Source organism: Zavarzinella sp. (genome assembly GCA_041399155.1).
Classification (GTDB): domain Bacteria; phylum Planctomycetota; class Planctomycetia; order Gemmatales; family Gemmataceae; genus JAWKTI01.
The window spans coordinates 617,603-632,165 of sequence record JAWKTI010000002.1 but is presented as its reverse complement, the minus strand read 5'-3'; the positions used below and the strand labels follow the sequence as shown (position 1 = coordinate 632,165).

General features: G+C 49.0%; 15 protein-coding genes. 6 read left to right on the top strand and 9 right to left on the bottom strand.

All coding sequences use genetic code 11. From position 1 onward, the window contains the following. Nucleotides 1-77: 77 nt before the first annotated feature. Both R3B84_12620 and R3B84_12615 read left to right on the top strand, forming a co-directional pair. Nucleotides 78-821 (top strand): ATP-grasp domain-containing protein, encoded by a 744-nt coding sequence (locus R3B84_12620; protein ID MEZ6141407.1) that lies wholly within the window; start codon nucleotides 78-80, stop codon nucleotides 819-821. Between the two features lie 16 nt (nucleotides 822-837). Beyond that, nucleotides 838-1,395 carry an alpha-ketoglutarate-dependent dioxygenase AlkB gene (locus R3B84_12615; GenBank protein ID MEZ6141406.1) on the top strand — a complete coding sequence of 186 codons (558 nt, stop codon included), beginning with the start codon at nucleotides 838-840 and terminating at the stop codon, nucleotides 1,393-1,395. Nucleotides 1,396-1,416: 21 nt separating this feature from the next. Here R3B84_12615 and R3B84_12610 read toward each other — a convergent pair whose 3' ends face one another. The 6 genes from R3B84_12610 to R3B84_12585 all read right to left on the bottom strand — a co-directional run bounded on the left by R3B84_12610 (nucleotide 1,417) and on the right by R3B84_12585 (nucleotide 6,765). Continuing rightward, entirely contained in the window at nucleotides 1,417-2,469 is a 1,053-nt protein-coding gene (locus tag R3B84_12610) for a sulfate/molybdate ABC transporter ATP-binding protein (protein MEZ6141405.1), read from the bottom strand. 18 nt (nucleotides 2,470-2,487) lie between these two features. Then, complete coding sequence (gene cysW / locus R3B84_12605) at nucleotides 2,488-4,257, bottom strand: sulfate ABC transporter permease subunit CysW (protein ID MEZ6141404.1); 1,770 nt, start codon at nucleotides 4,255-4,257, stop codon at nucleotides 2,488-2,490. Next, nucleotides 4,254-5,273: a sulfate ABC transporter substrate-binding protein gene (locus tag R3B84_12600; GenBank protein MEZ6141403.1), complete on the bottom strand. Its 1,020-nt coding sequence runs from the start codon at nucleotides 5,271-5,273 to the stop codon at nucleotides 4,254-4,256. Before R3B84_12600 ends, cysW begins: the two co-directional genes overlap by 4 nt. 129 nt (nucleotides 5,274-5,402) lie before the next feature. Beyond that, nucleotides 5,403-5,675: a hypothetical protein gene (locus tag R3B84_12595; protein ID MEZ6141402.1), complete on the bottom strand. Its 273-nt coding sequence runs from the start codon at nucleotides 5,673-5,675 to the stop codon at nucleotides 5,403-5,405. A gap of 22 nt (nucleotides 5,676-5,697) precedes the next feature. Then, nucleotides 5,698-6,021, bottom strand: coding sequence for a hypothetical protein (locus R3B84_12590; GenBank protein MEZ6141401.1), 324 nt, complete (start codon nucleotides 6,019-6,021; stop codon nucleotides 5,698-5,700). A 66-nt stretch (nucleotides 6,022-6,087) separates the two neighbouring features. Next, complete coding sequence (locus tag R3B84_12585) at nucleotides 6,088-6,765, bottom strand: glycosyltransferase family 87 protein (GenBank protein ID MEZ6141400.1); 678 nt, start codon at nucleotides 6,763-6,765, stop codon at nucleotides 6,088-6,090. Between the two features lie 148 nt (nucleotides 6,766-6,913). Here R3B84_12585 and R3B84_12580 point away from each other — a divergent pair, with 148 nt between their 5' ends. Both R3B84_12580 and nikR read left to right on the top strand, forming a co-directional pair. Further along, the gene (locus tag R3B84_12580) at nucleotides 6,914-8,137 is read left to right on the top strand and encodes a hypothetical protein (protein ID MEZ6141399.1); all 1,224 of its coding nucleotides are present in this window, start codon (nucleotides 6,914-6,916) and stop codon (nucleotides 8,135-8,137) included. A gap of 21 nt (nucleotides 8,138-8,158) precedes the next feature. After that, nucleotides 8,159-8,614 (top strand): nickel-responsive transcriptional regulator NikR, encoded by a 456-nt coding sequence (gene nikR, locus R3B84_12575; GenBank protein ID MEZ6141398.1) that lies wholly within the window; start codon nucleotides 8,159-8,161, stop codon nucleotides 8,612-8,614. Nucleotides 8,615-8,852: 238 nt separating this feature from the next. On the opposite strand, the gene R3B84_12570 is transcribed toward nikR, so the two are convergent. From R3B84_12570 to mraZ, 3 genes are all read right to left on the bottom strand, one after another. Continuing rightward, complete coding sequence (locus R3B84_12570) at nucleotides 8,853-9,887, bottom strand: prenyltransferase/squalene oxidase repeat-containing protein (GenBank protein MEZ6141397.1); 1,035 nt, start codon at nucleotides 9,885-9,887, stop codon at nucleotides 8,853-8,855. Between the two features lie 139 nt (nucleotides 9,888-10,026). Then, nucleotides 10,027-10,344, bottom strand: a complete 318-nt coding sequence (locus R3B84_12565; protein ID MEZ6141396.1) for a hypothetical protein — start codon at nucleotides 10,342-10,344, stop codon at nucleotides 10,027-10,029. A gap of 217 nt (nucleotides 10,345-10,561) precedes the next feature. After that, entirely contained in the window at nucleotides 10,562-11,011 is a 450-nt protein-coding gene (gene mraZ, locus R3B84_12560) for a division/cell wall cluster transcriptional repressor MraZ (GenBank protein MEZ6141395.1), read from the bottom strand. A 523-nt stretch (nucleotides 11,012-11,534) separates the two neighbouring features. On the opposite strand from mraZ, the gene fusA reads away from it, so the two are divergent. Beyond that, on the top strand, nucleotides 11,535-13,646 hold the full coding sequence (fusA, locus tag R3B84_12555; GenBank protein ID MEZ6141394.1) for an elongation factor G: 2,112 nt from the start codon (nucleotides 11,535-11,537) through the stop codon (nucleotides 13,644-13,646). Between the two features lie 17 nt (nucleotides 13,647-13,663). Continuing rightward, the gene (locus R3B84_12550) at nucleotides 13,664-14,557 is read left to right on the top strand and encodes a hypothetical protein (GenBank protein ID MEZ6141393.1); all 894 of its coding nucleotides are present in this window, start codon (nucleotides 13,664-13,666) and stop codon (nucleotides 14,555-14,557) included. The last annotated feature ends 6 nt before the right edge of the window (nucleotides 14,558-14,563 follow it).

Below are 14,563 nucleotides of genomic sequence, written 5' to 3'. Positions count from 1 at the left end.
CTGTTGTTGCAAGACTCATAACACCACTTGACCTCTATACCAATCTTGAAGAGAAAATTCTGAAGTTGATTTTTTTGATGCCAACACTCATTCTGTCACCACGGTTTTCGGAAGATTCGCAAGCACTCTGGCGTGCAGCCGGAAAGCTTGGTTGGAAGGTGGAACGATTGACCAACTGGCATGTCCCAGAATCAATCGCCAATACAGCAGATCCTGTTTTTTATCTGGAAGGACTTTTTGCCAGCACCATCGCAGAACAATTCGGGCGTATTTTACCTCTGCCACCGGCGAATTGGCTACCCTCACTACCAGCGGAATTCCGAAAGCGAAATATTGAGTTGCTCCCTGCACTAGCTGCTCGCCAGATTAACCACGCTGCCTTTTTCAAACCACCCAATGACAAAAGTTTTCCTGCAGGAATCTACCAGAGTGGAGCGGCGTTACCCACCGACATCGGAGAAAATGAATCGATATTGGTAGCTGAAATCGTTTCGTGGGAAAAAGAATTCCGCTGTTTTCTCCTGAACCGAGAGCCACAGGCACTGTCTGTTTATCTTCGGGATGGGCAATCACAAAAAGACCAGGAATATTCTGCAGCAGACGTTGAAATTGCAGAAGCTGAAGCGTTTATTCAGTCCATTTGTGCTGATACGAGAATTGAATTACCCCCAGCAATTGTCCTTGATGTGGGGGTGATTGCTGAGCGTGGCTGGGCAGTAGTTGAGTTAAACGCTGCCTGGGGATCGGGAATATATGGTTGTGATCCTGTTGCAGTTTTACACGTACTCGAACAGGCATCTAGACCTGTCGAAAAGCCTTAATTTGAGGAAATATTAATTGCCTTCACCAATTGAGCTGGGATTGGCGGTTTTAACCCCCGAATTCCTTCAGAATCACGAAAATCTGTACAAATTGTTCGCAACAGGCATTAAGTGGGATGAACGTATTCGAGCCCGCAAAGTTGCCAGTTTCGGCATGCCATACAACTATTCTGGTACAGTATGGCCCGCTTCACCAGTTCCTTCATTTTTACAAGAACTTTTTGTGATGCTTGCTGAAAAAGTGCAGTACTTACCAAACAATTGTCTGGCAAATTTTTATCCCACCGGAGAATCAACGATGGGATTTCATTCTGACTCCATCGAAGAGTTAGAGCCTGGAACTGGAATCATTATTATGTCGCTTGGCTCTCCCAGAACAATGGTTTTTCGCAATAATGTGAACCGGTCAGAACAGCACCAACTGATACTCCAGCCAGGATCACTTTTCCATATGTCTGCGGAATTACAGGAGCACTGGCAGCATGCAATTCAAGCTGAACCGGACATAACCGCTGGTCGAGTAAGTTTGTCTTTTCGAAAGTTAAAGATGAATTTGATTACTCAATCGCACTGATATGTGTAACTGAGGATGGCATTAAATCGAATATTCTGGTTCAAATACCCGAATCTTTTTAGGCATCGCATAGACCGTGTCGCCCTTTTTGATCTGCAATTCCGCATAGCGTGCCGGTGGCAGGTCGACATGCAGTTCCATGCCGGTACTGACCACCACCACAGTAACACGGGTGACAGAACCCGAAGGCGTGACATGACGTACGGTCGCCTGAAGGCAAGCAGTGCCATTTGTCTGCACATCCAGATCCAGATCGTGCGGCCGAATGAACACTTTCGTGGGGCCATTCACCTGAGAATAGGGAAGGTCAAATTCCAGATCGCCTACAATTGCCTTTCCTTCATGCACCCGACCGTGGAAGACGTTCACATGGCCCAGAAAGTCCATCACAAATTCATTAGCGGGGTGGTCAAACACTTCCTGTGGTGTGCCTTGTTGTTCAATTCGCCCACTGTTCATCACCACAACTTTGTCGGCAACCTCAAACGCCTCTTCCTGATCGTGGGTCACAAAAATCGTCGTAACCGGCACTTCATCGTGCAATTTTCGCAGCCATTGTCGTAATTCCACTCGCACTTTCGCATCCAATGCACCAAACGGTTCATCCAGCAGCATCACGGCAGGCCGGGCAGCCAGTGCACGTGCCAGTGCAATCCGTTGACGTTGTCCGCCAGATAATTGCGCGGGATAGCGTTCCCCCACATTGTCGAGACGAATCAGGTGCAGTAATTCCTGTACCCGTTGGCGAATGTCTGCTTCTTTCCATTTGCGGATTCGTAACCCAAAAGCCACATTTTCAAACACAGTCATATGTTTGAACAAGGCATAGTGCTGGAAAACAAAGCCAAAGTTACGGTGCCGCACCGACCTCCGGGTGACATCCACTTCCGATTGATAGACGGTCCCTTCATCGGCCTGCTCCAGGCCAGCAATCACCCGCAGTAAGGTAGTTTTCCCAGAGCCAGACGGGCCCAGCAGTGCCAACAAGGCACCTTCGGGAACATTCAGCGACACACGATCGAGTGCCTGAAAGTTTCCAAAGCGTTTCGAAACATTTTGGACATGAATACTCATCGACTTACTCGTAATTGATCATTCAGGTGGGGCATGTTTTTCCTGCTTTAACCGTTGTTCTACAACCACTTTCAGCAATAATGTTGCCAGAGCCAGCATTGTCAGAATTGAAGCAACTGCAAATGCGGCTGGTTGCTGGTATTCCTGAAACAGTTTCTCAACGCGAAGTGGCATCGTGTCTGTTTTGCCACTGATTCGCCCACTGACGACGTAAATGGCACCAAATTCCCCCATTGCCCGTGCGTTGCAAAGAATAATGCCGTATAGCAGGCCCCAGCGAATGTTGGGGAGTGTCACATACCAGAACATCTGCCAGGCGTTTGCACCCAGGCTGCGGGCAGCAATTTCCTCTTCAGCACCCTGGGCCTCCATCATCGGCAGCAGTTCTCTGGCAACAAATGGCACCGTTACAAACGCGGTGGCCAATACCAGTGCAGGTGGGGCAAAAATAATCTGGTAACCATGGGTCTTCAGCCACAATCCTAATGGAGAATGCAGACCAAACAATAAGACAAATGCCAATCCCACCACAACAGGCGAAACACTGAACGGGATATCGATCAGCGATGTCAACAGTGTGCGGCCAGGAAAGCGAAAGCGGGCGATGGTATAAGCGGCAGCCACTCCAAAGACCGTATTGAGCGCAACTGCCAGTGGCGCAACGATTAGCGTCAAATAAATTGCATGTCGGGTATCTTTATCCGAAACCAGATAGGTCCAGTATTTCCAGAACCCGGTGCGGAATGCTTCCACAAATACATTCGCCAGTGGGATTGCCACCAACCAAATGATAATGAATGCCGTCGTGCCGATTAATGCCCAACGTACCCACGGTCGGGTGGGGATTGGCCGCAAAACAACTTCGTTGCTAACTTCTTTTTCTGTAATGACTTGCGCTAGAATTTTTGCAAAAGGCCAACTAATTCCTTGTACAAGCAGGTGCCCCACCCTTCGAACGGAGCGTGGTGCGGAACCGGGCTGACTCCAGCGTTCCAGCAAATTGATCACAATCAGTAACACGAAAGACATCGCCAGTAACACCATCGCAATCGCCGAAGCTTCGCGGTACGCAAATTCTTCCAGCCGAGAAACTATCAATACCGGGGCAATTTCCGTCATGAATGGCATATTACTGCTCATGAAAATGACAGAACCGTATTCCCCAATCGCCCGTGCAAAGGCCAGGGTAAATCCGGTAATTGCAGGTGGCACCAGTACGGGTAAAAGAACGTGCCGGAACACTTGCCAGCGATTTGCACCCAGGGTTTCAGCAGCCTGTTCTGTTTCGCGATCGATATCTTCCAGCACGGGTTGTACGGTGCGGATTACAAACGGAAAACCAGTAAATGTCAGCACCAGAATAATTCCAGTCCGGGTGTAGGCACCTTCGATCCCTAACGGTACTAACCATTGACCTAACCAACCGTTCGGAACATACAGACTGGCGTAAACCAGGCCAGCAACCGCGGTAGGAAGTGCAAACGGCACATCCACCAATGCATCCAGAATCCTTTTGCCGGGAAATTCGTAACGTACTAACGTCCAGGCGACGATCAGGCCAAGCACAACATTGATCAACCCAGCGGCAAATGATGCTGTCAGGGTCAGGCGGTAGGCGGCAATAGCCCGTTCACTCCATACTGCAGCAGTAAATTCCCCCCAGCTTAAGCGGGTTGCCTGCCACAACGCTGCCAACAGCGGGATCAGCACCAGAACTGCCAGGTAAAGCACGGTGGTGCTCAACCCGAGGCCGAAACCGGGCAACACGCGACGTGTCGCTGGAGTCATGGACGGCTCCGGACAAGTTGATCGACCAGACCACCATCGGCAAAGAACTGTGCGTTCAATTCATCCCACGTGGGGGCCAGTTGATCAAATGAGAAAAGCCTCATTTCTGGGAAACGATGGCGATTTTTGGCCAGCACCTCTGCGGATGTGGGGCGGAAATAATGGTTTGCAATCAACTGTTGTGCCGTGGGAGTGTATAGAAATTCCAGATAGGCCTGGCTGATTTCGCGCGTCCCTTTCGCATCCACGACAGCATCCACCAACGCGACGTGGGGTTCGGCAATAATACTGACTTGCGGGTAAACAATTTCCAGTTTTCCCTTTGCTTCCTGTACTTCCAGGTGGGCTTCATTTTCCCATGTCAAATGGACATCGCCAAGCTGCTTTTGCGAAAAAGTCATTGTTGAACCACGTGCAGAAGCATCGAAAACGGGAATCCGCTGATACACTTTGTGCATAAACTGTCGTGCATCCTCTTCCGATCCCCCATTCGTGATTACAGAACCCCACATGGCCAGAAATGCCCACTTGCCGTTACCAGAAGTCTTCGGGTTGGGGCAGATCACCTGCACATCGGTGCGTTCCAGATCTTTCCACTCGTGAATCTGTTTCGGATTTCCCTGCCGTACCACCATTACAATTGTGGAAGTGTAGGGCAGCGAGCGATTTGGCAGACGTTCCTGCCAGCCATCCTGCAAACGGCCCGCTTTGCGAATCGCATCGGTATCGGAAAACAGTGCCAGTGTCACAACATCCGCATCCAAGCCATCAATCACAGAACGTGCCTGGCTGCTCGACCCACCATGGGACTGCCGAATCCGCAGTGGTTTGCCAGTTTTTTGTCGATAGTCACGAATGAATTCAGCATTAATATCGCGCCACATGTCTCTGGTGGGATCAAAGGAAACGTGCAGCAACTCGGTATCGCCACCTGTGCGAATCATGCCAGCATCGATCACCCACCAACAGGCAAAAGCCAGGTAAGCGACAACGATTGCTAGAATTAGTATTCGCATGTTTACTATACTGGTCTTGATTTCCTGATTAATTCAATCACTACTAAGCTTATCGACTTAGATAACATTGACCATGAACCAAAGAAAATCGACGTTGCAATGAGATTATATAATCATCTTATTATATAGCTAAACATTTAACTTTGCAACGTTTGTTCGCAGCATGATCACGATCGCACCGAGCTGGCAGAAAAATGCCCAGGTGTACGCACCGTACGCTTGGGTAAGTTTGCCGATTTGCTTTGTGATGTCTTCAGATTCTGGCCACACACCCGTACTGGTGGACATGATGAAGAAAAATGAAAGAGCGAGGAGAATGCCCAACCAACGCCGGGTCGATTTCGGAAAATCGGTGCGTGCTATGCCATAGCAAATCGTGGTAATGGGCAGCAACAAAATCACACAATGGTGTTTCCAGGTGCGTTCACTGAAAATTAGCATCCCAAGCATAATAAGAGAAAAATTCAGCCGCAATCCGCCAGTTTGGCAATACGGGCATGGGGCGACGCCAGCCCCACGGTGAGGTCCAGATTAACAATGCCACAAATAGAAACTGACAAACCTGAACAATTCGTTTAATGGTCAATGCGTCCCACGTGACAAAATTGTGGTACGCCAATGGAATGTAAACGTTATTTTGGTCGTATGTGCTGAACGACGGTGCGTGCGATAGCAACCTTGTCAGTAAACCTGGCAAAGATTGATTCTGGTGCTCTGGCGTGACAATATTTTCTACCAGATACGGCACAACATCCCACGCACCCAACCTGTCAGTGCGTCCCAGTTGGCGTGCCAGCCAGAAATGAGACTATTCTCACGAATTGCAAACAACCCCGTGGGGATCAGAAAAAAAGAACAGCACCAACCCCACCAGACAACTGAGCAAAAGTAATAACTGCCGTTTCCAGGCAAAGTACACAACAAACAACGCCGGAGTAACCTTGGCTGCAATTGCTAACCCCAGCACCACCCCTGCAGTGATGTGCCACCCTTTCCGATAGGCCATTAAAGTGGCCATCACCAGAAAAAGGATGAAGATATTGATGTTTCCATGGGTCAGGTCACCCATAATTGGGCGCAAACTCAGCCCGATCGCCAGAAATTTCGCCCACACGGGCATGGGATGTTCGGGATCTTCCACCATTTTGAAGGCCCAGTCGATGCACAACCAGGCCATGCCAATTTTCAAAAAGAACCATAATAACGCAGCCACGGCGGGGCTGTATTTGCCAAACGCATTCCCCGTGGCAATTTCCGAGAAAGGCCACAAAAGTTGTGCCATAATCGGTGGGTTGGGGTAATTGTTAGTCTCGTGGATATTCTCGCCGTCTTCCATCGCTTGAATTTGTTTCGACCAGCGCAGAATTGCCGATTGGGTATATCCATCCCGCCGAGGCGTCAACACTTTCTTGGTATACCGAATACCAGTGTAGATAAAGATGCCGATCAAGACGAAAAAAAACAACAGATGTGCCTGCCTGGCAGAAACCATTACCAAATTCCTCTGGTTGTATCGGTTAGGATGAATATAGCGACTTTGCAGTGCAAACCAATCCCAACTGGCTGGTTGAATCCAACGCCGTGGTACTACAAATCTGCTATTCTTCCACTAAAGGCAAATCCCAAAATATGAAAATTCGATGAAAGAACATTATGATCCCTGGCTTGTCCGGCTGCCTGATGGCCGCACGATCTCTGCCAAAAGTACCGCTGCTGTTAGACGACACATGGAACATGGTGTTATCCCAAAAAACAGCATGGCCAGGCGATCACCAGAAGATGAATGGCGGGAACTGGAATGGATTGCCGAATTTGCTGATCTGATCCACGGTGGGCCACGATTGATTGCTCCGGAACCCCGCCCGTTGCCGAAAGAGTTTGAAGCGGAAGAAGAATCGATCACTTCGGAAGAAGCGAAGCCGCATCATGCCACCCCACCACCATTACATCGCAGCGGTTCTTCATCCAGCAATACCACCACATCGACGGGAATGCACGACCCACTACGGCTGCAATCTGTGGGGGTGCGTGGGTTGGTCGATGAGCTATTAACCGCATTTGATGCAGCTCTGAAATCCCACAAATTGCTGACTTCTGCACTTTGGTGTGCGGTAGTGGCATTTACAATCGTCATTCTGGGTTATTTCGCCTTCCGCATTACGGAAGCAATCTGGCTGACGAAATTGATAACTTACTCAGTGAGTCTCGCCGCCGCGGCTGGTTTATTCACCCTGATTTCGAAACAAGCCCATGAAGAGGCGACAACGGCAAAACGAGTCAGTCCGATGCAGGCAATTCGTGGCATTGTCCCTGAATTTGTCCAAGTACTACTGATTATGCTGGCTATCTATGGAGGTGGTTTTCTGGTGCTGTATCTGCTGAATCTGGCACCTGAACAGATCAGCAAGCTGGTCAGCAACCTCAGCGATAACCTTGCAAGTATTGTCACCACCCTTCTGGTGATTGTGCTGAAAATCATCTCGATTGTCGTGGTACTGATCATGTTACTGGGTACGTTCGCAATCCCCATTCGTGTGGTAGAACAGGCGAACCCTAAGCAGATCATCAGCGATTGGATTCAACTGCTGAAGGTACATCGCCAACGGGCGTTAATTTACCAGGCAGGTGCAATCATGACCTCCCTGGTGGCAGCGATCCCCACCATCATTCCGATTTACCTCACGATGTCGTTTGGCCCATCTATGCCCAGAAACGAATCAGCGTTAAGTACTTTCTTCCCGATTTTCACTCAGGCGTTCGATACCAGCCTCTATGCATTTGCATTTGGACCAGCATTGGGGTACTATATTGTTGCGAACCTGTATATTTACCTGCACCTTCGCTACGAACACTCCGACCATTAACGCCCTGCACTTGAGGCAGCGATGTCCGATTTAGTACGATTTTCAGTTTCTTTGGAAGAGGATTTGCTGCAGGAATTCGATCAGTATTGCAAGGACAATCAACTCCCCACCCGAAGCGAAGCCATCCGGCACTTATTGCGGGAAAAACTCACCACCCAGACCTGGCAGCACGATCATTCGCTGGTTGCGGCCAATTTAACGGTTGTTTACGACCATCATCGGAGCCATCTGGCAGAAAAAATGATCGAACTGCAACACCAGCACGGTGATTATGTGGTGGCCACAATGCATGTGCATATCACCCACGATCTGTGCATGGAATCAATCGCTTTACGTGGGCCAGCCGATGAACTGCGCACCCTTTCACAGAAGCTGGGTGGCCTCAAAGGTATTCACCTTTCCCACCTAGTCGTGGCAACAGCTCAGATTGAAGATGCGGGTGGAAGTGGGGGCCATTCCCACAGTCACGGCTCGTGAGGTGCATTTTGGGCCGATTTAATGAACAAATATTCATTAATATTTCCGATTTATAGCAATTTATAGCCACTTATACAGCACTTTGGGCATTTATATCTCGTTTCGTGTATAAATGGGTATAAATTGATATAATTCAAGTATTCATTTTCCCCCGAAACAGGCATTCATACAAAATTGCGTTGTTGACTGATCAGTTTAGTAGTAGTCGTTTCTCTTCCTTCGGCCGCGACGGTCGTCCTCATTTTTGTGGCGTGCCCGCATCCAGTTTCTCACCCGCAGCATGCAAAGCCAACACAGCAAAAGCACTTCCTGCGTTGGTGATGAAATGTCGCTTGTCCACTTTGAGCGATCTGGTAAACCACCTGCCTGATTCACGCTGGTTGCTTTTCAGCCACTGGAGTGCTTTGACAATCTGAGGATCATCTGGCTTAACTCCATGCTGTAAAAGTACATACATCACGAAGCCGGTGGCATAACCGTCCCCAGGCCCGGTGGGATCATTAAGAGTTTTTTCAGCGTCTTTACGGTGGTAAGTTCCCAATGAGGGCAGGCACCAGCTACCATCAGCCTTCTGAAGTTTTCTTAATGAATTGATCGTCGCCAGCTGCTGGTCTTTGGTAAGCAGATCAGGCACCACCGTGCTCGCCCACAACAGCGTGGTCTGGTGGTGCAGGTCAGGCGGGGGATTATTCGTTAAATAGATACGGATCTTCTTTAAACCTTCTTTGGCCTTGGGGCTTTTCCAGTATTCTTCCGGTGCAATTGCGACCGCCACCGCAACAAATGCTACTCCATAGAACTGGTCATGCTCCAGTGGGGGCCAATCACAGTCGGGCCATTTCCAGGAACCATCTGCTTTTTGCAATGTCCAGATCCGATCCAGTGCCTTGCGTGTTTTGGGGTGTAATTTTCCTGTGGTGGCAGCATCATTGCCCGCCAGCGCAAACGCCGTAGCCAGCACATTGTAATCTGCCCGCGGTGGTTTGGTATCCCAGCTATCGACCGATTCTTCCAGAAAAGAACGAATTTCTTTCATCGGTTGAGCATCACCACCACGAATATGTGGTCGGGCCAACATGTAAGGCACATTGGTGTGACAAGTAGCACACTGATATCGTTCCGTCCACTCCAAACTGGCCCCATCCAGGTAATTTGCCGCTCGTTCAGCGGAATATGCTTTCCTTACAGGCTCGTCTGGCACAGTTGGTTTGGGGAAATCAGCCGCCAGGACAGGCATTGGCAGACACAGCAGAACAAAAATGCGAAACATCATTGGAAGCTCCTGATCAACAAGAATATCCCCTGGCAAACAGAAACTCAATGAGAATCTTGAAAAAGCCCTTGATAGCTTGGCTGATCCAGAAACACTATCACCGGAATGGAATAAGTGAAACTGCTTTGAATTAGTGGGCTTAAAACTTGATTGAAGTGGAAGCCTTTTTGCCTTGAACAGACCAGCGACTGTTCGATTTTCTGGTGGGTGTCTTGCCATATTCCGCGTGGGCGGTCCATTTGGCTGAACCGTTCTCCGGAATTTCGGACACAGTGAAAGTTGCAGACGCATTTCCTTTTTCGTCAGATGTGACCGTCATCGAATACGTTTTGCCATCACCAATGTAAATTCTAACAGAAGTTTTTGCAGGCAGGTTGCTGACGCTGATGGTAGCAGTTTCTGCATAGGCAACACTGGCACTCAAACCCAAAACAAGGCAGAAAATGAAACGAAACATGTTGTAAACCTCATGGAAAGAGAATTTGACTGAAAGTTACAGGATAAGCAATCTGATATCAACAAAAATATTTGAATAATTTTTCACCTTCGTAGGGGCGTAAAAAAGCCCCATGGATGGGTGCATCCATGGGGCGAGAGGTTGAACCGGAGGTCAGATCCTCTGGGAAGGACCACCACGGTGCCTGCTTGCAACGTGATTTATCCGACCTTCTGGCTCAAATTCTGCTGTTCCGGGCGTTAAACGCCTGTTCCGCTGCCTGGTCAAACGTATCCAGATTCTCGTCGTTAAATGCCTGCCATCTACCGGCATGCCATAGTTCCAGGTGATCGCGAACACCAATCAAGACAACTTCCTTGCCCAAATCTGCAAATTTGTTCAATCGTTCTGGGACCAGAATGCGTCCCGTTTTATCCACGTCCACCGTTTCTGTCTGGGCAAAGTACAACCGACGAAAGAGTTTCGCTTCTGCGTTGGTGGCAGGCAACTCATCCAATTTCTGCGACAACTTCTCCAGTTCGGCCTCAGTAAATATCCATAAACTCTTGTCAGGGCCGGGAGTTACGTACAAAATCGTGGGCTCGCCCATCACCTCACGTACCCGTTTTGGCAGCGTCAGGCGATTTTTATCATCTAAAGTCCGGGGGTGAGTCCCAGTTAGAAGCATTTGTCTCCCACTTGGCCCCACTTTGCCCCATTTGCTACCACTGAAACTATACTTTACCCCACTGTGGGGTTCAAGTACTTCTTTTGGAAACTTGAGAAAAAAAGGTGAATTTTGCACAATTGGTGCAATCGGACCTGCACGAACCGTTTAAACATGTTGAAATCCATGCTAACTCGTGGTGGGTGAAAATTGGGAAATCGTCCCACTCTGTGTACAGGTCAGCCAGAAGGGTGATCGCTATTTTGCAAAAAAGTTGAAGAAAGTTGAAAACTCTGTAAACACTTGTGATGTCAGCAGTTAGGGCAGCACTTTTTCAGATTTTCGGAACTTTTTCGAGAAAAAATCTCCCCAACATTAATGTACGTGGATATATTATATATAAGTGAACTAAAGTTTACTTTTTTGATTTTGGATCGCTGCAATGGATTTGAGCAATTCCGGAACTGGTAAAAAGTCGCCCACGTGGGGCATTTCGGAGGTCAGTCCCATACTCTAACAGTTAATTGTTGCAGACAGGTGGATCATGGCAAAAGACAGTGGTGAATCAGAGATAGAAATTTCCAAAATTCGCAACGTGGGGGTGATTGCCCACATCGATGCAGGAAAAACCACGACCAGCGAACACCTGTTGTATTACGCTGGTGCCAAACACAAACTGGGTGGGGTAGATCATGGCACCACCGAAACCGATTTTGATCCCGAAGAACAACAACGTGGTATCACCATTTATTCGGCGTGCGTTCCGCTGAAATGGCTGAACCACGATGTCAATTTGATTGACACCCCCGGCCACGTGGACTTCACCGCAGAAGTAGAACGTTCACTCCGCGTGCTGGATGGCTGCATCTGTGTTTTCGATGCCCAGAAAGGGGTGGAAGCACAGTCGGAAACGGTGTGGCGCCAAGCCAACAAGTACAACGTCCCACGGTTGGTGTTCATTAACAAAATGGATATCGTGGGAGCCAATTTTCCGGCTGCAGTGGAAGAAATCCGCGAAGTTTTGGAAGGCAGGCCCCTGCCCTTGTTCATACCAATTGGTTCGGGATCGAGCAAGGAAACAAATACACCCTTCATTGGCATCGTTGATCTGCTGAAAATGGAGGCTCTCTATTTTGAAAGTGCTGATTTTGGCAAAACCATTCGCACCGAGGCGATTCCAGAAGAATTGCTGGCGGAAGCCCAAAGTTATCGCGAGAATCTGTTTAATGTCATCACGGAACACGATGATGAGGACATGATTACTACGCGGTATCTGGAAGGTGAAGAGATCCCACTGGACGATGTGCGGCAGTTAATTCGTAAACAGGCAGTCCGTGGGCAAATTCACCCCGTATTGTGTGGAAGTGGCCGGGAACACGCAGGGATTCAGCCATTACTGGATGCGATCTGCTATTACATGCCTAGTCCGTTGGATGTCCCACCGGTTGTGGGTGTGAATCCCAAGAAAAATAATAAGGAAGAAGTTCGCAAACCAGACCCCAAAGATTATTTCTGCGCACTGGTTTTCAAGGTGATTGCCCAGGATTCTGGCGACCTGTTTTTTCTTCGCATCTATTCGGGCACACTGAAGTTCAACTCACGCGTCTACAATCCAGGGCGGGACAGCAAGGAAGTCATTGGCAAACTGTACCACATTCATGCCGATCCCACCCAGCGCGACGATTTGCCCCACACCTATGCGGGGGATATTGTGGCCGTGATTGGGCTGAAAGACTGCGTTACTGGCGATACATTATGCGACACCCAACACCCCATTCTGCTTGAGCAGATTACTTTTGCTGAAACGGTGGTCAGCCAGCGGATCGAGCCAGAATCGAGTGCAGATAAAGATAAATTGATTGGTGCCCTGTCGAAACTGGAGAGGGAGGACCCCACGCTGCATATTCGTGTCGATAAAGATACCGGCCAGATGCTGATGAGTGGGATGGGCACGTTGCACCTGGAAGTGAAGCGAAATCGTCTGGAACGGGATTTTCGGCTGAAAATCCGCGTGGGTAAGCCCCAGGTGAGCTATCGCGAAACGCTGAAGGAAAGTTGCCGGATTGTGGGTGAGTGCGATCGCATGTTGGGTGGCAAATCAGTCTTCGCAAACGTAACGATTGATTTCGAAGTAAAAAAAGCGGAACATCCTACCAGCGTGGTCAACAAACTGAAGCCTGGCATCGTTCCAGACAACATCAAAGATGCTTTAACAAAATCACTCAAGGTAGCAATCCAGTCAGGCGGGCTGGGTTTTCCGGTGCTGGATGTGCATGCCACGATTGTGGATGCCACTTTCGATCCCGAACGCTCCACCGATGCCGCTTATGAGGCTGCGATATCGGACGCACTGCAGAAGGCGTTCAGTAGAGAAAACATGCAGCTTCTGGAACCGATTATGCGGCTGACCGTCAACGTACCTGATGAAGTGATGGGTAATGTGATCTCCTACATTATTTCCCGACGTGGGGAAATTGATAATCAGGAATCGAACGGGAAAACCAGCTTTATTGAAGCCCGCGTGCCACTGGAAACAATGTTCGCCTATGCGGATGAAATTCGCAGCGTGACCCAGGGACGAGCCAGCCCCACGATGGAACCGGATTCCTATGCCCCAGCACCCGATGAAAAATTACGCTCATTCCTGGATGGGTAATTATGGAGAACCTGCTGATGATCCACTACTGTTACCTGGTATTACCAATCCTGATTCTCCTGAGTGGCAGCCACGTGCATGCCGCAGACAAGGTGGGGCCCGTTCCGGAGGCACTGAAAAAAGAATGGAAACTTTCTGATTACTATCAGAAATGCATCCTCAGCGATGGATTACCAATCCTGAGCAGTGACAAAGTCTCTGACTTTGCCTTGCTGGAAGCTCATTATGTGATTGACTCGATGCTGAAGGGGCGGGATGATGTTCGCAAATCGATCGTTGCTTCCCGCGTGCGACTGGCAATTATGTCCGTGAATGAATTTACGCTGGATATTCCTGAACATTCTGACCTGAAGCCCAAAGAATACTGGAATCGGCGTGCCCGCGGCCTGGGTGCCACGCGCGTACGGCCTGCGGTAAGTTGCGGGGAAGAAAACCTGCTTGATTATCCCGGTGATCCGTATCACACCGAATCGATCATGGTGCACGAATTTGCCCATGTGGTACACCAGCAGGGGCTGGCAAAAGTGGATCGAAAGTTTCAGGAGAAACTTCAGGCTTGTTACGACGCTGCCAAGGAAGGTGGTTTATGGAAAGGCACTTATGCTATCTCCAACCCCGCTGAATACTGGGCGGAAGCTGTTCAGTCGTGGTTCCATTGTAATCGCACCAACGATGCCCAGCACAACGACATTAATTCGCGGGAGCAACTGAAAAAATACGATCCCCGCGTGGTGAAATTGCTGGAAGAAGCTTTTCCCGATAACAACTGGCTTTATGTAAAACCTTCGAAAAGGAAAGAATTGGCCCATTTGCAAGGGTTTGATAAATCAAAAGCTCCCCGTTTTCGTTGGCCAGAAGCCATGGAACGGGAATACAACGAATATCTGAAAAACCAGAAAAAGAAACCATAGGAACAA